This window comes from Glycomyces sp. YM15 (assembly GCF_016918015.1).
Taxonomy (GTDB): domain Bacteria; phylum Actinomycetota; class Actinomycetes; order Mycobacteriales; family Micromonosporaceae; genus Glycomyces.
Genome location: NZ_JAERMK010000030.1, coordinates 1 through 21478, shown reverse-complemented (window position 1 = coordinate 21478; position 21478 = coordinate 1). Strand labels below are relative to the sequence as shown.

Annotated in this window: 19 protein-coding genes and 1 tRNA gene; 11 read left to right on the top strand and 9 right to left on the bottom strand. The window is 71.4% G+C overall.

Annotated elements, in window-relative coordinates:
• Positions 1-38: 38 nt before the first annotated feature.
• The 5 genes from JHY01_RS23630 to JHY01_RS23610 form a co-directional block, all read right to left on the bottom strand.
• Positions 39-812, bottom strand: a complete 774-nt coding sequence (locus tag JHY01_RS23630; RefSeq protein WP_205328173.1) for an FAD-binding oxidoreductase — start codon at positions 810-812, stop codon at positions 39-41.
• A 31-nt stretch (positions 813-843) separates the two neighbouring features.
• Complete coding sequence (locus JHY01_RS23625; RefSeq protein WP_205328172.1) at positions 844-1755, bottom strand: menaquinone biosynthetic enzyme MqnA/MqnD family protein; 912 nt, start codon at positions 1753-1755, stop codon at positions 844-846.
• A gap of 125 nt (positions 1756-1880) precedes the next feature.
• A complete protein-coding gene (locus JHY01_RS23620; RefSeq protein ID WP_205328171.1) occupies positions 1881-2171 on the bottom strand; it encodes an HPr family phosphocarrier protein in 291 nt (96 codons plus the stop codon).
• A 203-nt stretch (positions 2172-2374) separates the two neighbouring features.
• The gene (locus JHY01_RS23615; RefSeq protein WP_205328170.1) at positions 2375-5023 is read right to left on the bottom strand and encodes a hypothetical protein; all 2649 of its coding nucleotides are present in this window, start codon (positions 5021-5023) and stop codon (positions 2375-2377) included.
• A 102-nt stretch (positions 5024-5125) separates the two neighbouring features.
• Positions 5126-6490, bottom strand: a complete 1365-nt coding sequence (locus JHY01_RS23610; protein ID WP_205328169.1) for a C40 family peptidase — start codon at positions 6488-6490, stop codon at positions 5126-5128.
• A 224-nt stretch (positions 6491-6714) separates the two neighbouring features.
• Here JHY01_RS23610 and mqnE point away from each other — a divergent pair, with 224 nt between their 5' ends.
• Genes mqnE through JHY01_RS27510 form a run of 3 tightly spaced genes read left to right on the top strand, consistent with a single transcriptional unit; the run spans position 6715 to position 8548 of the window.
• Positions 6715-7890 carry an aminofutalosine synthase MqnE gene (mqnE, locus tag JHY01_RS23605; protein ID WP_205328168.1) on the top strand — a complete coding sequence of 392 codons (1176 nt, stop codon included), beginning with the start codon at positions 6715-6717 and terminating at the stop codon, positions 7888-7890.
• On the top strand, positions 7890-8306 hold the full coding sequence (locus tag JHY01_RS23600) for a hypothetical protein (RefSeq protein WP_205328167.1): 417 nt from the start codon (positions 7890-7892) through the stop codon (positions 8304-8306). The genes mqnE and JHY01_RS23600 overlap by 1 nt, the downstream gene beginning before the upstream one ends.
• Complete coding sequence (locus JHY01_RS27510) at positions 8303-8548, top strand: DUF4229 domain-containing protein (RefSeq protein WP_205328166.1); 246 nt, start codon at positions 8303-8305, stop codon at positions 8546-8548. The genes JHY01_RS23600 and JHY01_RS27510 overlap by 4 nt, the downstream gene beginning before the upstream one ends.
• On the opposite strand, the gene JHY01_RS23590 is transcribed toward JHY01_RS27510, so the two are convergent.
• Entirely contained in the window at positions 8545-9300 is a 756-nt protein-coding gene (locus JHY01_RS23590) for an oxidoreductase (RefSeq protein WP_205328165.1), read from the bottom strand. The two genes, JHY01_RS27510 and JHY01_RS23590, sit on opposite strands and share 4 nt — an antisense overlap.
• Positions 9301-9628: 328 nt before the next feature.
• On the opposite strand from JHY01_RS23590, the gene acs reads away from it, so the two are divergent.
• From acs to JHY01_RS23575, 3 genes are all read left to right on the top strand, one after another.
• Entirely contained in the window at positions 9629-11587 is a 1959-nt protein-coding gene (gene acs, locus JHY01_RS23585) for an acetate--CoA ligase (RefSeq protein WP_205328164.1), read from the top strand.
• A gap of 254 nt (positions 11588-11841) precedes the next feature.
• Positions 11842-12762 carry an alpha/beta fold hydrolase gene (locus JHY01_RS23580; protein WP_205328163.1) on the top strand — a complete coding sequence of 307 codons (921 nt, stop codon included), beginning with the start codon at positions 11842-11844 and terminating at the stop codon, positions 12760-12762.
• 252 nt (positions 12763-13014) lie between these two features.
• Entirely contained in the window at positions 13015-14154 is a 1140-nt protein-coding gene (locus JHY01_RS23575; protein ID WP_205328162.1) for an amidohydrolase, read from the top strand.
• A 262-nt stretch (positions 14155-14416) separates the two neighbouring features.
• Here the strand turns inward: JHY01_RS23575 and JHY01_RS23570 are convergent, their stop codons facing one another.
• Both JHY01_RS23570 and JHY01_RS23565 read right to left on the bottom strand, forming a co-directional pair.
• Positions 14417-14632 (bottom strand): hypothetical protein, encoded by a 216-nt coding sequence (locus JHY01_RS23570; protein ID WP_205328161.1) that lies wholly within the window; start codon positions 14630-14632, stop codon positions 14417-14419.
• Positions 14633-15108: 476 nt separating this feature from the next.
• Entirely contained in the window at positions 15109-15741 is a 633-nt protein-coding gene (locus JHY01_RS23565; RefSeq protein WP_205328160.1) for a DUF2249 domain-containing protein, read from the bottom strand.
• Positions 15742-15828: 87 nt separating this feature from the next.
• On the opposite strand from JHY01_RS23565, the gene JHY01_RS23560 reads away from it, so the two are divergent.
• The 4 genes from JHY01_RS23560 to JHY01_RS23545 all read left to right on the top strand — a co-directional run bounded on the left by JHY01_RS23560 (position 15829) and on the right by JHY01_RS23545 (position 19499).
• Complete coding sequence (locus JHY01_RS23560) at positions 15829-16482, top strand: metalloregulator ArsR/SmtB family transcription factor (protein WP_205328159.1); 654 nt, start codon at positions 15829-15831, stop codon at positions 16480-16482.
• Positions 16479-16967, top strand: coding sequence for a hypothetical protein (locus JHY01_RS23555; RefSeq protein ID WP_205328158.1), 489 nt, complete (start codon positions 16479-16481; stop codon positions 16965-16967). Before JHY01_RS23560 ends, JHY01_RS23555 begins: the two co-directional genes overlap by 4 nt.
• 256 nt (positions 16968-17223) lie before the next feature.
• The gene (locus JHY01_RS23550) at positions 17224-19020 is read left to right on the top strand and encodes a glycoside hydrolase family 15 protein (protein WP_205328157.1); all 1797 of its coding nucleotides are present in this window, start codon (positions 17224-17226) and stop codon (positions 19018-19020) included.
• Positions 19017-19499, top strand: coding sequence for a hypothetical protein (locus JHY01_RS23545; protein WP_205328156.1), 483 nt, complete (start codon positions 19017-19019; stop codon positions 19497-19499). The genes JHY01_RS23550 and JHY01_RS23545 overlap by 4 nt, the downstream gene beginning before the upstream one ends.
• A gap of 361 nt (positions 19500-19860) precedes the next feature.
• Here the strand turns inward: JHY01_RS23545 and JHY01_RS23540 are convergent.
• Positions 19861-19936 (bottom strand) — tRNA-Lys (locus JHY01_RS23540).
• 473 nt (positions 19937-20409) lie between these two features.
• Here JHY01_RS23540 and JHY01_RS23535 point away from each other — a divergent pair.
• On the top strand, positions 20410-21153 hold the full coding sequence (locus JHY01_RS23535; RefSeq protein WP_205328155.1) for a YaaA family protein: 744 nt from the start codon (positions 20410-20412) through the stop codon (positions 21151-21153).
• Positions 21154-21478 lie beyond the last annotated feature (325 nt).

The following is a 21478-nucleotide window of genomic DNA, read 5'->3' as shown; positions in this document are numbered from 1 at the left end:
GGCAGTGCGCCCGGGCGCGGTGACTCGTGGGTCTCGCCTCAGACCGTGTACAGCTCGGTGTGGATGCGCTGCGCCCCGGCCGCTTCGAGGACGTCCTTGACGCCGAGGACCATCTCGTAGGGGCCGCAGAGGAACCATTCGTCGATCTCGTGCGGGTCCACGAGCCCGGAGGCGATGGCCTCGCCGAGCCGTTCGGGGGTGAGCCGTCCGGTGAGCAGCGGGGAGTCGCCTTCGGCGCGGGTGCGCACGTGGTGGAGGCGGAGCCGGTCGCCGTGCTCGCGCTGGAGTTCGCGCAGCTCGGCGGCGAACATCGTGGACGCCTCGGTGCGGTTGGAGTACAGGAGGGTCACCGTCGCGCCGGCTTCGAGGGCGGCGGTCGCGATGGCGATGATCGGGGTGATCCCGGAGCCGGCGACGACGGAGCCGTAGTGGCGCTCGGCGCGGATCTCGGTCCAGAAGTGGCCGAGGGGCGGGAGGACTTCGAGCACGTCGCCGGGCAGGAGCTGGCGGTTCGCGTACCCGGAGAAGGTGCCCTTGGGGATCGAGCGGATGCCCAGGCGCAGCGTGCCGTGCTCGGCGAGCTCGCGCGGCGTGGAGGCGAGCGAGTAGGAGCGGCGCACTTCGGCGCCGTCGGGTTCGACGCGCTGGAAGGTGAGGTGCTGGCCGGGCTTGAAGTCGAAGGCCGCCCGGAGCTCCTCGGGGACGGCGAGGGTGACCTCGACGGCGTCCTCGGTGAGCGGCCTGACGCGGCTCACGGTGAGCTTGTGCCAGGCGGGGCGGTTCTTGCGGGGCTTCTTCAGCTCGACGGCCACAGCAGGGTCCCTTCGTCGTCCGTCTCGGAGGTCAGCGCCGGTGTCCGGGCTCTGGGTCGATGCTCGCACCGCGGATGCCTCCGGGCGTCTCGAAGAACTCCGGCCCGTCCGCGCGCAGCGGCGCTATATCCGCATAACGGGACGCACGGGACGCGAATTCCCGCAGCCCGGCGAGGTGGCGCTCACCGAGGCCGAACTGGAGGCGCTCGAAGTACTCGGCGAGCGCGGCGGGCGGGAACGGCTCCCAGCGGGCGGCGGAGGCCACGACCTCGCCGATCTCGTCGCGGCTGCGCTGGACGGAGTCGCGGAAAGCCAGGTGGACGTCCTTGACGATGCCGGGATGGGCCTCGGCGTACTCGCGGCGCACCGCCCAGACGGCGAAGACCATCGGCAGGCCGGTCCAGTCCTTCCATTCGGCGGCGAGGTCGAGCACGTGCAGGCCGCCCGGTTCGGGGGTGCGGTGCGCGTGGAAGACGTGGAGCGCTTCGTCGCCGATGAGGACGGCGGCGTCGGCGTCGCGGAGCGCGGACTCGATGTCGGGCGCGGTGACGGTGTAGGCGGGCGTGCGGCCGTAGCGGTCCTCGAGGAGCATCCGTCCGAGGAGGACGCCGGTGCGGGAGGTGGAGGCGAGCGAGACGCGCGGGGCGGCCGGGAGGTCGGCGAGGGGGGTCTTGGTGACGAGGTTGACGCTCAGGACCGGGCCGTCCGCGGCCACGGCCGGGTCGGGGATGAGGAGGAGGTCGTCGGCGTGGCGGAGGTATTCGACCAGGGTGATCGGTCCGATGTCGAGGTCGCCGGCGACGAGGAGGCGGCTGAGCTCGTCCGGCGGGGCGCGGTGGAGGTCGACGTCGAGGAGCGCGCCCGTCCGCGCCAGTCCCCAGTAGATGGGCAGGCAGTTGAGGAACGCGATGTGGCCGACCCGGGGGCGCCGTGCGATGTTCACAGCTTCGACCGTAGCCTGTCGTGCGGCTAGGAGGTAGGTGAGCGGGGGCGTCGTCGCCGACATCACCGAAGGCGGCGAATTGGACCGGACGGATGGTGGGACCGCCCGGCCCGGCGGTCCGGTGCTCAGCCCTCGTCGATGTCGCCGATGTCGGTGCCGCCCGTGTCGAAGTCGCCGCTGACCAGGGCCACGAGCCGGTCCAGGATGGCTTCGTCATCGCCGGTGAGGACGATCTCGTCGCCGGACCGCACGTCGAGGGTCAGCACCGCCAGGATCGACTTCGCGTCGTGCGGCTCGCCGCCCGGTTTCGCGATCTGCACGTCGGCGCGGGACTCGCCGGCGGTCGCCACGAAGACCGTTGCGGGCCGCGCTTGGATGCCGACCTCCGTGGTCACTTTGGCACGGCGTTCCGCCATGTTCCTCATCCTCCCCGGTCGCGCGGGCGGCGGGCCGTGGAAGGCCCGCCCCGCGAAGCTCGAGGGCCGCGTCGGGCGGCCCGTCAGCACCAGGATGAACCGCGGCCCGGGACGGCGGACGCGTTTTCGGCGAATGCGGCGGGAAGCGGGGCACTCGTCGCCGTCGGCGGGTTCCGCGCGTCACCCGTCGCCGTCGGCGGGCTTCACTCGTCGTCGGCGGGCTTGGCGCCGTAGACCGTGGGGCGCGGGAGCGGGATGTGCTCGGGCAGTTCCGACCGGTCGAGCAGGTTCGTGACCGTCGCGCGGCCGGGCCGGAAGCCCTCCGTCTCCACGACCGGCTTCGCCGTCGGCAGCTGATGCGCGCCGGTCTTCGTCGAAGGCTCCTCGAACAGGCTGATGTCCGGCGCGTTCACGATCTTCTTGCGTGCCGCCTCGACCGCCTGCTGCGGGCCCTCCTCGGGGGCGTCCTCGGGCGTCGCGGCCGCGACGGCCTCGGGCTCCGGGTACTCGATCGGGGCCGCGTCCGAGAACGGACTGTCGTTCACACGCGGCATCGGCGGCATCGGCGGACCCGGCTCCGGGTTCGGCGGCAGCGGCTCCGGCTGCGGCACCGGCGAAGGCTCGGGACGCGGCATCGGCGGGCCGGGCTCGGGATTCGGCGGCAGCGGCTCGGGCTGCGGCGGTGTGGGCTCGGGACGCGGCGGCGTCGGTTCCGGCACGGGCTCGGGACGCGGGGCGGGAGGCGTCGGCTCCGGGCGCGGCTCGGGCTCCGGCTGCGGCGGCGTCGGTTCCGGACCCGGCAGCGGGTCCGGCAGCGGCCCGGGCGGGGTCGGCTGGGAATCGGACAGCAACGGCGCCTCGTCGGCCTCGGGCACCGTCGTACCCGGCTCCGCGGCTCCGGCATCGTGCGCATCGGTCGCGGCGTCGACGACTGCGGCGTCGGCCGGCTCCGCTTCCGGCACGGCCTCCGGGGCGTCGTCCTCATCGGACTCGGTTCCGGCGGCCGGGGCGGGCGGCAGCGATTCGCCGGGGACGTCGTCGCCGAGACCGGCCAGCGAGGCCTCCTCCTCAACGGAGAGCTCCACGTCCTCGTCGTCGTCATCGGGGTCGGGCAGTGCTTCCCAAGCGCCGTCCTCGTCCTCCTCGACGGCCTCGACCACCGTCGGTCCACCGGTCGGCGCGGCGGGCGCTGCGGCGGCGTCGGCCACGGCCTCGGCCGTCTCGACCAGGTCCGCTCCAGGGCTCGGCGCCTCGACGGCGGCGGCTTCGGCGAGCGCCGCGTCGAGCACGGGCTCGATCTCCGGCGTCTCGTCCTCATCGGACTCGGATCCGGCGGACGGTGCCGGCGCGGGCGGCAGCGATTCGCCGGGGACGTCGTCGCCGAGACCGGCCAGCGAGGCCTCCTCCTCAACGGAGAGCTCCACGTCGTCATCGTCGTCATCGGGGTCGGGCAGTGCTTCCCAAGCGCCGTCCTCGTCCTCCTCGACGGCCTCGACCACCGTGGGCCCGCCGGTCGCGGGCGCCGATGCGGCAGGGGCGTCGAACTCGGGGACGCCGAAGGACATGGCCGGTGCCGCGGGCATCTCGTCGAACGGCGCGTCGTCGTCGCTCGAGCGCGTCTCCTCCACCGGCCGGTCCGGCTCGCTCTTCGGTGCGTCGTCGACGGGGACGGCCGGGCTCGGCATCGCCGCGGGGGCGGGGACCGGCGCCGCGTAGGCCGCGCCGGGGACGTTCTCGGCGGACGGCACGCTGAAACCGGGGGCCGGCGCCGCGTCCGGCGCGGCGTCGAGCGGCGCGGGCGGTTCCGGGTCGGCGAACGGGGCCGGGGCGGGCGGCTGCGCCGCGTTCGGCCCGATCCGCAGGATCTGGGTGCCGTCGGGCATCGGTTCCGGCAGGCCGGGCTGGTCCGCGCCCGGTGCGGCGAACGCGCCGGACTCGGTGGAAGGCAGGCTGAAGCCGCTGCCGGCCGGAGCGGCGAAGGGCGGGCCGGTCACGGGCGAAGACGCGGGCGGCTCGGCGAACGGCGCGCTCGCGGCCGGTTCGGGCGGGGCCGTGAACTGGGGTTCGGGGACCGGCGGCGAGTACGGGGCCGTCGCGGGCGGCGCGGCCGCCACGGGCGGCAGCGACTGCGCGGACTGGTACGGCTGCGGCGGGGCGGGTCGCGGCGATGCCTGCGAGCCGTCGATCGGTCCGGGCTGCGCAGGGTACTGCGGGGCCGGTCTCGGCGATGCCTGCGAGCCGTCGATCGGCCCGGAGTACTGGGGGACGGCGGCCGCGCCGGCGGCCATGCCCTGCTGCGGGAAGGGCGGCACTTGGGCCGAACCCGAATGCGGCGCCTGGTACGGGCCCGGGGCGCCGTACTGCGGGACGGCGGCCGAGCCGTGGGCCTGGCCCTGCGGCGGCATGCCGGGCGGTGCGGCCTGCGGGGCCCAGCCTCCGGGGGCGCCGTAGCCCTGGACGGGCGGCGAGGCGGGCGGCTGGTTCGCGCCGGGCTGGCCGTACTGCGGCGGCGGGGCGTAGCCCTGGTTCGCGTGGGGGTCGGCGGTGGGCTGGTAGGCGCCCGGCGGCGCGTACTGAGGTTCGGGGACGGCCGCGGAGCCGTACGCCGGGTTCGGGGGCGCGTAGCCCTGGGGCGGGGCGTAGGCGGGTTCGCCGGGCGGCGCGTACTGCGGCACGGCGGCCGCGCCGTACGCGGGGGCGGGCGGCGCGGCGTACGAGCCCGATGCACCGTAGGTTCCGGATTCGGCCGGGAAGCCCCCGAGCGGCGGGGGCAGCGGCGCTCCGCACTGGGGGCAGCGGCGCTGCCCGGACGTCAGTCGCTGACCGCAGGAGCTACAGCTGTTTCCGTCCACGGAGCCTCCTCGGGGCTGGAGCGTCGTTCGGGCAACTCAACAACCATCGTGCCATCTACCGTGGGCGTTCCGTGCGCGCCTTCCCACTACCGTGCAGTACCCCTATTCCTCGGGATCACGCGTGACCGTGCCGGAATCCGCGTCCGCGGTGGTCGGTGCGGGGGTGTCCTGGCCGTCGCCGGAGGGCGTCTCCTCGTCCGGGGACGGGGTCTGCGTGGGCGTCGGGGAGGGCGACTGGGACGGCGTGTCGCTCTCGGTGGGTTCGGGGTCGGGCGAGGTGGTCTCGTCGTCGGGCGAGGTCGTCGGGGGCCGCGGGCTCGGGGACGAGGTCGGGCCGCCGGGCGACTGGGTCGGGTCCTCGGCGTCCGGGTCGGTCTTGACGGCGTCGACGACGCGGTGCGCGCCCGCGAAGTTCTCGAAGAAGATCGAGCTGATCTTCACCACGTCGCCGGTGCGGGGGGCGACCACCATCTTGCCGTCGCCGAGGTACATGCCGGTGTGGTAGACGGACTGCCAGTTGCCCGGGTCGTCCCACCAGTAGAGGAGGTCGCCGGGGAGGAGCTTCTCGGTGTCGACCGGCTTGTCGCGGGTCGCGTTGTACTGGTCGGCGGCCACGCGCGGCAGCGAGACGCCCGCGTAGGCGTACGCGGATTGGACGAGGCCGGAGCAGTCGAAGGAGTCGGGGCCTTCGGCGCCCCACACGTACGGGTCGCCGAGCTGGGCGAGCGCGTATTCGACGGCCTTCTTCGCCTCGGGGGCGGCGTCCCAGCCGTCGACTTCGGACGAGAAGTCGCGGGAGTGCTGGGCGGCGGCGGCCTCGCGTTCCTCTTCGATCTTCTCGAGTTCTTCGCGGTTGTCGGCGATGAGCTCGTTCAGGGCGGCCTGGGCGCGGTCGAATTCGGCGTCGAGGACGATGTAGCGGTCCTCGGAGCGGTCGGCGGAGAGGGTCGCGGCGTCGAGGCTGGCGCGGGCGACCGATTCGGCGGTGGCGGCGTCCTCGAAGTCGGCGTTGAGGCTGGGGAGGTCCCATTCGCCGCCGAGGGGGACGAGGCCGGTGAGGTCGGGGAGGTCGGTGTCCGGCTGGGCGGCGGTGTCGGCGTAGGCCTCGCCCGCGGCGTAGTCGAGGGCGGCCCGGGCGGTCTCGAGTTCGGCGAGGGTGGCGGCCCAGTCGGTCTGCGCGTCGGTGAGGCGGGTCTCGCGCTGGAGCCATTCCTCCTGGGCGGCGGTGGTCTGCTCGGCGAGCTGCGCGACGTCGGCTTCGGCGGCGGTGATCTGCGCGCCGAGGGGGCCGTTCGCGGTGGCGGGATTGGTGATCGGGGTGTCGTCCGAGGCGGTGCCCGCGGGGCGGTTCCCGTCGTCGGGGACGGTGACGCCGGGTTCGGCGAATCCGGGCATCGCGCCGCCGAGGACGACGGCGGCCGCGCCGGCGGCGGCGATCACTCGGGCACCGAACCGTGTAACGCGCATGTGAGGTGTCCTTCTGTGGGGGAGGCCACGAATACTGTACCGAAGACACGCAAGCCTCGCATCTGCGGTTGCCCGCCACACTGGTGCCGTGTCGGTGAACACACCGTGCCGGTCGATCCGCGGCACCGGCCGCCGTTCACGGCCTCACATCACGCAACGTGCGCTCCCTGCACCGGGTCCCGGCGGGGCTACCCTGGCGGAAACGCCACAACGTTGGGAGCGCCATGGACGACAACGCCGAGTTCAAGGCCGGCATCGAGGAGAAGCTCGCGGCCGGCGAGCGGCTGAGTTTCGAGGACGGCGTGGGCCTCTACGAGACCGACGACCTCGCCTGGCTCGGGCGCCTCGCGCACGGGGTCCGCACCGCCAAGAACGGCGACCGGACCATGTTCAACGTCAACCGGCACCTCAACCTCACCAACGTCTGCTCCGCGTCCTGCGCGTACTGCTCGTTCCAGCGCAAGCCCGGCGAGACCGACGCGTACACGATGCGCGTCGAGCAGGCCGTGGCCCTCGCCGAGCAGATGAAGGGCGACGCGCCCACCGAGCTGCACATCGTCAACGGCCTCCACCCGACCCTCCCCTGGCGCTACTACCCGCGGGTCCTCAAGGCGCTCAAGGAGACCCTCCCGCAGGTGAACCTGAAGGCGTTCACCGCCACCGAGGTGCAGTGGTTCGAGAAGATCTCCGGCCTCAGCGCCGACGAGATCCTCGACGAGCTCATCGAAGCCGGCCTCGAGTCGCTCACCGGCGGCGGCGCCGAGATCTTCGACTGGGAGGTCCGCCAGCACATCGTCGACCACGCCTGCCACTGGGAGGACTGGTCGCGCATCCACCGCCTCGCACACCAGAAGGGCCTGCGCACCCCGGCCACGATGCTGTACGGCCACATCGAGGAGCCCCGGCACCGCGTCGACCACGTGCTGCGCCTGCGCGAACTGCAGGACGAGACCGGCGGCTTCGCCGTCTTCATCCCCCTGCGCTACCAGCACGACTTCCACGACTCCAAGGACGGCAAGGTCCGCAACAAGCTCCAGGCGCGCACCACGATGGCGAGCCCGGCCGAGTCGCTCAAGGTGTTCGCGGTCTCGCGGCTGCTGCTCGACAACTTCGACCACGTCAAGTGCTTCTGGGTCATGCACGGCCTCGACGTCGCGCAGCTCTCGCTGTCCTTCGGCGCCGACGACCTCGACGGCTCGGTCGTGGAGTACAAGATCACGCACGACGCCGACGACTACGGGACCCCCGACAAGATGACCCGCGAGGACCTCCTCGAGCTCATCCGGGACGCCGGGTTCCAGCCGGTCGAGCGGAACACCCGCTACGAGGTCGTGCGCGAATACGAAGGGCCGCAGACGATCGGCGAGCGTCGGGCCGAACCGCAATCGGTGAAGTTCTAGTGGCGCGAGGCACCTCCCCGCAGGAGGGGCGCCCGAGGGTCGAGACCCTCGGACAGCTCCTGGGCACCGCCCTCGCCTACTTCGTGATGGGCGCGGTCGTCCTCGTCGTCATCGACCTGGTGTTCGTCCTCCCGACCGGCCGGACCTTCGGCCGGACCTCGGGCTGGATCGCGGCCCTCCCCACGGTGTGGGTGTACACCGAGCAGTTCCGGCGCTACGCGGGCGCGGCCCGCTGGGGCCTCATGCTCGTCGGCGTCCTGCTCGGCCTCGCCGCCGGGTTCGCGGTCGCGATCATCGCGCCGACGGCATGGCCGCCCATGCTCACCGGCGGTCTCGGCGGCCTCGCGGCCGCACTCGTCTACGGCTCGCTGTGGTTCGCGGGCATCAAAGCATTCGGAGAGGAGCGGCCGACGTGAATCCGGTCGTCAAGTTCTACCTGTACCGCGTGGCGCTCATCGCCGTGATCGCCGTGCCGCTGATGTTCTTCATCAACGCGCTGCTGGCGCTCGCGATCGGCCTGCTCGGGTCGATGCTGCTCGGCTTCGTCCTCCTGCGCGGCCAGCGCGAGGCGATGATCGACCACGTCGACGCGGCCGTCAAGCGCCGCCGGGACGAGAAGCAGCGCCTGCGCGCCGAACTCGCCGGTGACGACGCCTAGGTCGCGTCCTTCATCAGCTCGGTGCAGATCTGCAGGGTCTCGGCCGCACCGGCGGTGAGCGCCTTGCCGTAGTGCTTCAGCCACGACCGCACGCCGTCCGGCGTGCCAGTGGACCAGGCGCGCTGCGCGCCCACGTACTCCGGCGCGCGCTCGAGGTGCCCGGCGTCCACGGTGATCAGCAGCTTCGGGTCGAGGCCCTTGCTGGCGAGCACGAGGCGCGCGGCGGCGCGGGCGACCACGTTGTTGGCCACCGGGAACGGGCGCACCGCGAGGAGCTCGCCGTGCACGACGGCGGCGGCCATCGCGGCCGGGATCTCCTTGGTCGGGTTGGTGACCAGCGCGCACAGGGCGTTGATGCGGTTCATCCCCGACTCGTCCACCTCGATGCGGCCGGGCTCGAAGTCGACGCCCGCGTCGGGGAACTCCTTGGTGGCCAGGGTGTGCAGCTTCGCGAGCACGTAGCGGGGCGAGACCGGCCACATGGGGGCGAGGCCGGGCAGGGCCTCGCCGACGCGGAGGACCCCGCTGACGGCGGGGTCGTCGAAGTCCCGGTCGCGCAGGCGCTCCACGTCGCAGTCGTACCCGTCGAGGGCCAGCGTCGCGGAGGCACTGTGCAGGGCCACTTCCGCCGCGACGAGATCGTCGCCGCCGCGGAGGGCCTCGTGCCAGAGCATCCGGTCGACGTTGGCTCTGGCGTTCTCAAGGGCGTCGGCAACCTCGGAGAGTTCGAGGAGAGGCGCGAGAGGATCCACGGGCGGAACCTTACCTTTTGGGCGGAGCGCGCAAACGGCGCACTGGGCGGGCTAGAGGGCAGTCACACGATGGTGTCGTCGTCCAGGATCGTGCACCGGTCCGACGATACCTCCCGAATCGGCGCCGCACGGCCCCCGAGGCGTGGGCGTGCGCCCTTCGCGGGCCGTCCGCCGACCGTCCGCGGACCGTTCGGCGAAGGGCGGTCCCAGATGCCGGTGCCGCAGCGGCCGCCCGTATTCGTATCGGGTTCATCGCGGTAGTGTTGCCGAACATAGACCCGCCTCACAGTCGCGCATTGGCGCGTAGGTCTGTAAGGAGCGAATACCCGTGGCATCAACCCCGCAAGAGACGCTTGCCAATCTGCTCTCGGAGGACCGGACGTTCCCGCCGTCCTCCGCGTTCACCGCGCAGGCGAACGTCACCTCGGCCGCTTACGAAGAGGCCGCGGCCGACCGCCTGGCATTCTGGGAGCGGCAGGCCCGCAGGCTCGACTGGTCGAAGGACTGGGACCGGGTCCTGGACTGGGACAACCCGCCGTTCGCGAAGTGGTTCGACGGAGGCGAGCTGAACGTCGCGGCGAACTGCCTGGACCGGCACGTGGAGGCCGGGCTCGGCGACCGGGTGGCGATCCACTTCGAGGGCGAGCCGGGCGACAGCCGGGCCGTGACGTACGCGGAGCTCCTCGACGAGGTCAAGCGCGCCGCGAACACCCTCACGGACCTCGGTGTGGGCGCGGGCGACCGGGTCGTCATCTACATGCCGATGATCCCCGAGGCCGCGGTGGCGATGCTGGCGTGCGCGCGCATCGGCGCCCCGCACTCGGTGGTGTTCGGCGGCTTCAGCGTCGACGCGCTGTCGAGCCGCATCGACGACGCGGGCGCGAAGCTCGTGATCTGCGCCGACGGCGGCTTCCGCAGGGGCAAGCCGCTGGCGCTCAAGCCGACCGTGGACGCTTCGCTGGAGCGGTGCCCGTCGGTGGAGAAGGTCCTGGTGGTCACCCGCACCGGCCAGGAGGTCGAGTGGACCGACAAGGACGTCCGCTGGGAAGACACCGTCGGAAAGGCCTCGAACGAGCATGCGGCGCAGGCGTTCGACGCCGAGCACCCGCTGTTCATCCTGTACACGTCGGGGACCACGGGGAGGCCGAAGGGCATCCTGCACACCTCGGGCGGGTACCTGACGCAGGCGTCGTACACGCACCACGCGGTGTTCGACCTCAAGCCGGAGTCCGACGTGTACTGGTGCACGGCCGACATCGGGTGGGTCACCGGTCACTCGTACATCGTCTACGGGCCCTTGTCGAACGGCGCCACGCAGGTCATGTACGAGGGCACCCCGGACACGCCGCACACCGGGCGGCTGTGGGAGATCGTCGAGAAGTACAAGGTGACGACGCTGTACACGGCGCCGACGGCGATCCGCACGTTCATGAAGTGGGGCGACGACGTCCCGGCCCGCTACGACCTGTCGAGTCTGCGGCTGCTCGGGTCGGTCGGCGAGCCGATCAACCCCGAGGCGTGGATGTGGTACCGCGAGCACATCGGCGGCGGGAACTGCCCGATCGTGGACACGTGGTGGCAGACCGAGACCGGCGCGATCATGGTCTCGCCGCTGCCGGGCGTGACCTCGACCAAGCCCGGCTCGGCCCAGCGGCCGCTGCCGGGGATCAATGTGGACGTCGTCGACGAGCACGCCGCGTCGGTGCCGGACGGCGGGGGCGGTTACCTCGCGATCCGCGAGCCCTGGCCGTCGATGCTGCGCACGATCTGGGGCGACGACGAGCGGTTCATCGACACGTACTGGTCGCGGTTCGGCGGCCTGTACTTCGCCGGCGACGGCGCGAAGAAGGACGACGACGGGGACCTGTGGCTCCTCGGCCGGGTCGACGACATCATGCTGGTGAGCGGGCACAACATCTCCACCACGGAGGTCGAGAGCGCGCTGGTGAGCCATGAGAGCGTGGCGGAGGCGGCGGTCGTCGGCGCTTCGGACCCGGTGACGGGGCAGGGCATCGTCGCGTTCGTGATCCTGCGCGGCGGGCAGGACTCGAGCCCCGAGCACCTCGCGGAGCTGCGCAAGCACGTCGCGAACACGCTGGGGCCGATCGCGAAGCCGCGGCAGGTGATCGTGGTGGCGGAGCTGCCGAAGACGCGCTCGGGCAAGATCATGCGGCGGCTGCTGCGGGACATCGCCGAGGACCGCGAGATCGGCGACGTGACCACGCTCGCCGACAGCGCCGTGATGAGCCGGATCAAGGTCGGCCTCAACAGCGGCAAGGAAGACTAGGACGAGTAGCGGGGGGGGGGGGGGGGGGGGGGGGGGGGGGGCGCGCCCCCCCCCCCGCCCCCCCCCCCCCCCCCCCCCCCCCCCCCACCCCCCCCCACCCCCCCCCCCCCCCCGCCGTCGTGCCGCACTCCCCTGCCGTGCGAGGCACGCACTCCGCACCCGCCGCCCTTCCCGGTGCCCTCGAGCGCGACCTCCGATTCCACTCCCGGCCTCCGCCTCGCCGCCGCCGGGCGGTGACCTCGTACGCTGAGCGCGTGACCCGCAAGACCTTCGCCGACAGCGCCGCGATCAAGCAAGGCCCATGGACCCACCGGCACATCGACGCCAACGGCTCGCGCTTCCACGTCGTGGAGGCAGGCGAGGGCCCGCTCATCCTGCTGCTGCACGGCTTCCCCGAGTTCTGGTGGGCCTGGCGCCATCAGATCCCGGCCCTCGCCGGCGCCGGCTTCCGCGTCGTCGCCGCCGACCTGCGCGGCTACGGCGCCTCGGACAAGCCGCCGCGCGGCTACGACGCGTACACGATGGCCGCCGACGTCGTGGGGCTCGTGCGCGCTCTCGGGGAACGCGAGGCCACCGTCGTCGGGCACGACCTCGGCGGCATCCTCGGCTTCGCCGCCGCCGCGTTCCACCCCCGCCAGTTCAGATCCCTCGTCGTCATCGGGGCCGCCCATCCGCTGCGCCAGCGCGCCGCGCTCGCAGTCGACCCGAAGGGGCAGCTGACGGCCTCCCGGCACCTCTTCGCGTTCCAGATGCCCCGTTACGAGCACAAGCTGACCGACTGGGACGCAAGGAAAGTCGCCGACCTCATGTACGCGTGGTCCGGCCCGGGCTGGCGCGGCAGCCGCGACTTCCAGGAGTACGTGCGGGCGTGCCGAGACGTCATCCAGATCCCGCAGGCGGCGTTCTGCGCCCTTGAAGCGTTCCGATGGCCGTTCCGCACCGCGATGGGCCTGGCCGGGCGGCGGTTCGTGAAGCTCTTGCAGCGGCCGACACCGGTGCCGACGCTCCAACTGCACGGCGCGCTCGACTCGTGCGTGCTGCCGCGCACGGCCCAGGGCTCGGGCCGGTACGTATACGGACGCTACGAATGGAAGCTCCTCGACGGCATCGGCCACTTCCCGCAACAGGAGGTCCCGGAGACGATCACGAAGGAGATCATCCGCTGGGCGAGCTGACGCCGTACACAGTACGACGTACATTGCACGCTGAGAAGCGGCCGTCGCACCTCGTACGCTGCACGTCATACGCTGTACGCCGTTGCAGCGCAGCATACGACGTGCCCGGTACAACGTACGCCGCACAATGTACGCCGTACGCGCTCCACGAAACCGCCACCGCGCTAGCCGCACGGCTAGCAAGTGGGGCAAGATGAGGGCCGGGGTCGAGGCCCCACCGACCACCCCACGAGCCAACTGGAAGGCGGGTCCATGTCCGAGGCCGGTTTCGCACTGCGCGGCGCGACGATCGTCCCCATCACCTCACCACCGATCGAGCACGGCGTCATCCTCGTCGAGAACGGCCGCATCAGCGCCGTCGGCGGCGCCGGCCTCCCCGTGCCGGAAGGGGTCCCGATCGAGGACGCGACCGGCAAATGGATCGTGCCGGGCCTGATCGACGCGCACACCCACCTGGGCGTGCACGAAGTCGCCGAAGGCTGGGCGGGGAACGACTCGAACGAGATGACCGACCCGAACACCGCGTACGTGCGGGCGCTGGACGGCATCAACCCCGCCGAACCGGGCTTCGCTGAAGCGCTCGAGGGCGGCGTGCTGGCGGTGAACGTGAACCCCGGTTCGGGCAACGTGATCGGCGGCGAGACCGTCGCGATCAAGACCGTGGGCCGCTTTGTGGACGAGATGGTGCTGCGGTCGCCGTCGGGGGTGAAGTCGGCGCTCGGCGAGAACCCGAAGCGCGTGTACGGCGAGCAGAAGAAGACGCCGTCGACGCGACTGGGCACGGCGGGCGTGCTGCGGCAGGCGTTCGTGGAGGCCGCGAACTATCGCGGTGCGGACGATCCCGACCGCGACCTCAAACTCGAAGTGCTCGGGAAGGTCCTCGACCGCGAGATCCCCTGGCGCCAGCACTGCCACCGGGCCGACGACATCGCGACGGCGCTGCGCGTGGCCGAGGAGTTCGGGTACGACCTGGTGCTCGACCACGGGACCGAGGCGCACCTGCTCGCCGACGTGATCGCCGAGCGTGAGATCCCGGTGATCTTCGGGCCGCTGCTGTGCTCACGTTCGAAAGTGGAGACGGTGAACCGCCGGCCCGAGAACGCCGCGAAGCTCGCCGCGGCCGGCGTCAAGCTGGCCATCACGACCGACCATCCGGTGGTCCCGATCGAGCACCTGATCATCCAGGTGATGCTCGCGGTCAAGGCGGGGCTCGACCGCGATACGGCGCTAAGGTCGGTGACGATCAACCCCGCGGCGATCATGGGCGTCGACGACCGCCTTGGTTCCCTCGAGACGGGCAAGGACGCCGACTTCTGCATCTGGTCGGGCGACCCGCTCGATATCTACTCGAAGGTCGAACGGGCCTACATCAACGGCAGGCAGGTCGCGTAAGGCCCGCATTCCAGGTGGCAGCAAGGAGAACGGGCATCATCGGGCCTCGGTCAAGAGTCGGATCGGGGTAGGCCGCAGCGAGTCCGGCGGTGCGGGGCTCGAGCCCATGACGGCCGCCCTTCCGCAGGCCCGCAAGCACCGTGTTCGAGCCCGGGGCGGCGGCGCTGTGGAGGCTGGACCGCCGCCCCGGGCGACTCGGGACACGGCGCGGGGCCGGGCAGTGCGCCTCGAAGGCGCGCTTCCCGGCCCCGCGGTCAACGTGTCAGGCGGCCCGGCGGACGTCGGCCCGAGTCGGGAGCACGGCGGCCCCTCCACGGACCCGCAGTTCGCGGGCGATGAACCCGTGCCGGGCGGCCGTGATGCCACCGGCGATCCGATCGACCAGCGTGGGGCGGTCGGCAACGACCGGCGCGTTCGGCAGAGCCGACTGCGCCTCGGTCGAGACCATCTGGATTGCCAAGAGTGCGTAAGCGTCCATCGGTATTTCCTTCCGGGCGGTGATGCGAGATGCGTGCCGCGCCGGTGCGGCGGTGAGGCCCGCTCCGCGTGTGGGAACGGCCGGAGTGGATTCCCGGCGCCGCGGTCGGTTCCCGGGCCTCGGCCACTACTCTGACCGGCCCGTGTCACCGGCTCATTACGCCCCAGGAAACCCTCGGACAAGTCCCGTGAACACCAGGGTGCTGATCATGCCGCAGGTCACACCCGTTGCGTCGCATACGAGACCGTCCCGGGCGGTGATCGCTCGACTCGCGTCCCTCACCGGCGACACCCGCCTGAATCGCCTTGGACGATCGCTGCCCAAGGGCGGGAACGACAAGCGGACCACCAGACGATCGGCGAGGCCGACCGGGGTGTCCGGCGGCAGAGCGACGCTTTCGAGCAGCCACCGCGGCGTCGGCACGTCCTGCGGGGCCACGGGCACGCGTCTACCAGCGCACAAACCGAAGAATCAGATCAGGCACCGGGTCGTCTCAGTGTGGTTTCCAGGGGAAGGGCGCGGCGCTTCTGGTGGACGGTGAGGTATCGCAATCCTTCGGGGCCGGCGGTGAACTCGCGCCTGGAGCGGCGCGGGAGCCACAGCAGGACGCCGGGTTCGAGGGCGATCTCGTCGACTTCGGTGGTCAGGCGACCCGCGCCGGCGAGCACGTGGATGAGGACGTCGAGTTCGGGTCCGCTATGGGCGTCGATGCGGCCGTCCGGGGGCAGGGCGATGAGGTTGGAGTCGAGGTCGCGGTCGGCCTGATCGAGCTTCCAGACCGCACCGGCGACACCGGGTTCGCCCACGTCGGCCGCGAGCTGCGCGGTGTTCGCCAGGACACGAGGGAGTGGCGTGGCGGCGAGTTTGGCGATGCGGATGCGCCACTCGCGCCGCTCGCGCTTGACGTACTGCCAATCGAAGCCGCGGGGGTGCTTGGCCTCGAACTCATCGCGCAGGTGCCTGGGGTCGTGGTCGTTGACGAGCAGAATCGATCCGCCGACGGGGATCTCGTTGAAGGCGTCGAAGATGACCGGGTGCTTCTCGGGTTTGGAGAGTGGGCGCACGTCGACTTCCCGGTCCGTCTCGGCGGCTGCTCTTCGTGCGGGCATTCGGGCCTCCAGGCGACGAGTTTCTACAATTGCTTCTTGTGTAAACTACCTGACGTGGCAGACGCGAAACCTCGACCCGGAACGGGCGTGAGCGACCGGAAAGAGGCGAGCGCGCACGCCGGACGCCGGAACGACGTGCTCACGACGCTCAAGCGGGCTTCGGACCCCATGAGCATCCTCGCGATCGCCGACAGTGTCGCCGTCCACCCGAACACCGTCCGCTTCCACCTGGACCGCCTCGTCGAAGACGGCCTAGTGCAACGCGCCGAACCCCGCCGGCGCATCCCCGGCCGGCCGCCGCAGCTCTTCCAAGCGGTGCACGGCATGGACCCGACGGGCCCGAGGCAATACCGGATGCTCGCCGAACTCCTCCTGGGTGAACTCGCGAACCGTCCCGACGCCGGTCCCCAGGCGGTCCAAACCGGGCGCGCATGGGGGCGCGAGGCCCGGCATTCCGACCCCGACGATGCCGCCGAATCGCTTCCCGCGCTGGTCGACCTGCTCGACGAACTCGGCTTCGCCCCCGAAGCCGACGCAGACGGCCGGTCGATCAGGTTGCGCCACTGCCCGTTCCTCGAACTGGCGGCGGACGGCCAGAGGACGGTCTGCCACATCCATCTCGGGCTCATGCAGGGAGCACTGGAGACCCGCCGGTCCCCGCTCACCGTCGACCGGCTCGAACCGTTCGCCGAACCCGACCATTGTCTGGCCCACCTCCGGCAGACGGAAGCGACGGCATGAACGCCGAGGCGCAGGCCGCCGGACCGGCCCCGGCCGAGGCCGCGAGCTCACCGACCGGCTCGCCCCTGGTTGCCGCAGGAATCGTAAGTGTGCTGCTCGGCGGACTCGTCGCCGCAGTCACCGGACCGCTCGACCTCGCCAAGGGCAGCTGGCTCGCCGCCTACCTCGTGCTGGTGTGCGGCGCCGGGTCTTACGCGATCGGCGCGGCTCAGACGCGCTCCACTGCCCGCCCGCTGCCGCCCAAGGTCGCGACCCAGGCGACCGGCTGGGCGATGGGGAACACGGCCGTCATTGCGGGATCGCTGGCCGGCGTCCCCGCCGTGGTCGACGTTGGCGGGGCGCTGCTGGCGGTCGCGCTCGTCATCGCGCTCACCCACGCCCGCGACCTGCAGCGCCGGTTCCTTCGTTCGACCTACCGCCTCGCGTTGGTCGCGCTCCTCGTCAGCATCCCGATCGGGCTGGTCCTCGCCCATCTGCGGGCCTGAAGTACCGGTAGCCCCTTCGATCTCACGACGTTCCCCAACGACGAGGGCTACGAGACGAACTCGTCCTGGCCAGGGACCTTCCGTTCGGGGACCTCCACCCTGCTCGGCCGTCTGCGCACCGACCCGGGTTCACGCCGGGAGTTCCCCTCGCCGGCCGGATGCCGACCGCATGGGTGCCGGACCAGGATTGTCGGCGGGACAGATGGGGCATACCTGCTGATCACCCTCGCTTGGTACGCGTAAAGGAGGGATTCCCATGCGGCGAACGGAACCGTCTGCAGGTCGCATCGATGGCTATGCGCCCCTCCGTGACTATGCGGCGATCGGCGACGGGCGAACCGTTGCGCTGGTGGCCCGGGACGGCTCGATCGACTGGCTGCCCACACCCGACCTCGATTCGCCGACGGTGTTCGCCGCTGTTCTCGACGGCGAGCGCGGTGGCCGGTTCGAACTCGTACCGGAGGCGGCGTATCAAGTCGAGCGCCGCTATCTGCCCCACACGAACGTCCTAGAAACCACGTTTCACACCGCGTCGGGCAGCGCCCGGGTCAGCGATGCGCTGACACTGCCCGGGGAGGGGCTCGAACCGTTCCGAGAGCTCCAGCGGCGCATCGAGGGCCTGGCCGGGACGGTGCGGTTCCGCTGGCGGGTGGAACCGCGTCTTGGTTACGGCGGCGCGCGGATGCGGTTCGGAAGCCGGTTCGGGCTACCGGTGGCGAGCTCCGGCGCTGACGCGGTCGGGGTGATCGCCATCGACGCCGGAGCGTCGGCGGAGGGTTGGTCGGGCGCCTTCGAGACCGCGCACGGGTCCTCGCACCTGCTGGTGCTCTCGATCGCCCACCAAGAGCCGCTGGTGTTCCCCAACCGGCGAGAACTCGACGCGCGCTTCGAGCGCACCGGTGAGATCTGGCGGCGCTGGACCGCCGGGCGGACATACGACGGGCCGTGGCGAGAGGCGGTCCTCCGCAGTGCTCTGGCACTGAAACTGCTGGTCTTCGCCCCTTCCGGTGCGGTCGTGGCGGCCGCGACCACCTCGCTGCCGGAGACGGTCGGCGGGGAACGGAACTGGGACTACCGCTTCTCATGGATCCGCGACAGCGCCTTCACGCTGGAGGCGTTCCTGCGCCTGGGCTGCCCCGCGGAGGCGCGGGCGTACTTCTGGTGGCTCATGCACACGACGCAGTTGGACGCCCCGAGGCTGCGGGTGATGTACACCTTCGGCGGTCGTCGCCCCGCGCCGGAGCGCGAACTGCCCCTCAACGGCTACCGCGGTTCACGCCCCGTCAGGATCGGCAACGCCGCCGCCGACCAACTGCAGTTGGACACGTACGGCGAACTGATGCAGACGGCCTGGCTCTACGCCGAGGCGGGGAACGTGATCGATCCGGACATGAGCCGCCGGCTCGGCGAGTTCGCCGACTTCGTGGCCGGCAACTGGCGCACCGCCGACTCGGGCATCTGGGAGGTGCGGAGCGAGCCCCGCCAGTTCACGCAGTCGAAGATGATGTGCGCGGTGGCCCTTGACAAGGCGGCGCAGCTCGCCGAGCGGGACTCGCTCCCGCGGCGACATCGCGACCACTGGCTGCGGGAAGCAGCGGCGATTCGCGACTTCGTGGAAACGCGGTGCTACTCCGAGGAGCGCCGATCCTACGTTCGCTTCGCGGACGGCGAGGAACTGGACGCCGGCGTGCTGCTCGGCCTCCTGCACGGCTACGGGGACGCCTCCCCGCGGCTGAACTCGACGGTCGAGGCGATCGCGAACGAACTCACCGATGGCGTCCTCGTGCACCGCTACACCGGCGACGACGGCGTGCCGGGATCCGAGGGGGCGTTCCTGGCCTGCTCGTTCTGGCTCGTCGAGGCACTCGCCCGCGTCGGACGCGTCGACGAGGCCGCTGACCGGATGGACGAGCTGATCGGCCTGTCCAACGACGTCGGTCTCTACAGCGAGGAGATCGGTCCGACCGGCGAATTCCTGGGAAACCTGCCGCAGGGACTCTCCCACCTGGCGCTGATCAGCGCCGCGGCGGCCGTCGGAGAGGCGAGCGCATGACCATCGGAGGCGCCCTGGCCGGCGGTCTGATCGGGACACTCGTCCTCACGAGCGTGATGCGGGCCGCGAACGAGCTAAAACTGACCAGGATGGACCTGCCGTTCCTGCTCGGCACGGCGGTGAGCGGCAACCGGGTCCGCGCCAAGGCGATCGGCTACATGCTCCACTTCTGCTTCGGGCTGGCCTTCGCCCTCGGCTACTACGCGGTCTTCACTGCGATCGGGACCGCCGGCTGGGCGCTAGGCGCCTTGTTCGGCCTGCTGCACGGCGTGTTCGCGTCAACCGCGCTCGTCAACGTGCTGCTGCCACTCGTGCATCCGCGCATGGGATCGTCGATGACCGGCGCGGGCGACGCACCACTCTTGGAGCCACCCGGCTTCATGCTGAGGAACTACGGAGTGCAGACGCCACTGGTCGCGATCGCGGCGCACGTAGCCTATGGCTCGATCGTCGGCGGGCTCTCCGCGCTCAGCGGTTGACCCTCGCAGGCCGAGGACGCTGCGTGCCGACCACCGATTGAATCGAAGCAGTACACCTCCGCGGCGTTCGCGGACCTCAATCCGCGACGTGCAGACTCGAACAAGGTCACCGCGACATGCCAGTGCTGCTACCAGGGTAAGGGCGCCTATCGCCCGGCCGAGAAGCAGCGATGCTGTGCGATCGGCTAGTGCTGCAACAACTTGTATTCCAAAGAGTCGCTCCGCGGTCTCCGATGAGGCAACACGTGAGGCGCTGCGTCGGCCAGGGGAGGAGTTGGGCCAGCTGCTGTACTTCGCTGCTGTACCGGGCGGGTTCTTCGGAACTCGCCCGGTACTTCCTTGCCCTCTGAACTGGGGCTTTTGGTGGGTCCAGTGGGACTCGAACCCACAACCTACGGATTAAAAGTCCGCAGCTCTGCCAATTGAGCTATAGACCCAACGGGGAGATTACCGCATCGGAGCAGCGCCGGTGCGGGTGGCGGGGGTCGGATGGCCTGCGGCACTCGGATTGTCGGTGGCGGGTGCGACAGTCGGCGGAGGCGGTCGTCCACAGCCTGTGGACGACGCGCGGCGACGATGCGGCGATGGCGCCCGGGGTCTCAGGCAGGACTCCACCGCCGGGCCGGTGGCGGTGGAGCCTGCGGCGGGCGGTGTGGGCTTCGCATCGCCGCGGGTGGACGGCGCGGCGGCAGTCGCGGAGCACCGCCGCCGCGCCTATTCGATCAGCGTCGCACGCAGTCCTCGGTGGGGTCGGACCCGCTCCCGCTTGATCGAACATATGTACTATAAACCATCGAGTCAAGTCCGCACACCCCCGGTCGAGTGAATTCCCAAGGGATCTGAGGAAGGCGCTCACCGCACGGCACGGCCCCGGCGGCACCAGGCGGACGGGCAGGTAGACTCGCCTGCTGTGCTCATACTGCTGCCGCCGTCAGAAGGAAAGGCCGGTCAAGGCGACGGTCCTCCCTTGGACCTCGGCCGACTCTCCTCACCCGCGCTGAACCCCATCCGCGAGCTCCTCGTCGACCGGCTCGTCGACCTGTGCGCCGAGGAGGAGGCCGCCGCGAAGGCGCTCAAGCTCCCCGCGAGCGGACGCCACTACGTCCAGGCCGGCCGCGCGCTGCGCACCGCCCCGACCCTCGCCGCCTGGGAGCTGTACAACGGCGTCCTCTACGACCGGCTCGGTCTGGGCGACCTTCCCGATGGCGAGCAGGTCTTCATCGCCTCCCCGCTGTGGGGGCTCCTGCGCCCCTCCGACCGGGTGCCGCCCTATCGGATGCCGATGAGCACCCGGTTCCCCGGGCTCGACCCGCTCGCGAAACTGTGGCGACCGGCCGTGGCCGAGGTGCTCGGCGCGCGCGACGAGCTCATCGTGGACCTGCGTTCGGGCACGTACGCCCAGGTGTGGGGGCCGAAGGACCGCGGCGTCACCGTGCGCGTGTTCAAAGAGGACGCCGACGGTGCGCGCACCGTCATCACCCACATGGCCAAAGCCACCCGGGGCGAGGTCGCCCGTGCGCTCCTCGCCGGCGGCGCCCGCCCCGAATCGGCCACCGACCTCGCCGACTTCCTTGCCGCCCAGGGCTGGAAGGTCGAACTCAGCGAACCGGCCACCCGCTCCAGGCCCTGGCAACTCGACATCGTGAGCGCCTGAGCGGAGTTACCCTCGCGTGTAGTAGTGCGGACCCCCGGCAACAACCCTGCCCCGCGGCAGCTGAAGCGGAGCTGAAGCCGGACGGTAGCTACCCTCGCGTGCAGTAGCGAGCGCCCCCGGCGACCACCCTGCCCGACGGAAGCTGAAGGCAGGCTGAAGTGTTCGGCGGGCGAAGCGGAAGGAAGGGCCCGGACGCATGGCGGATTCTAGGGGTGGTTGCAACACTGCTGGTTATTCGCTGGTGTGGATGAGTTTAGCGAGGCGCTCGGCTGGGGTTTCCCAGGCGAGCGTTTTGCGTGGGCGTCCGTTGAGTTCGGCGGCGACG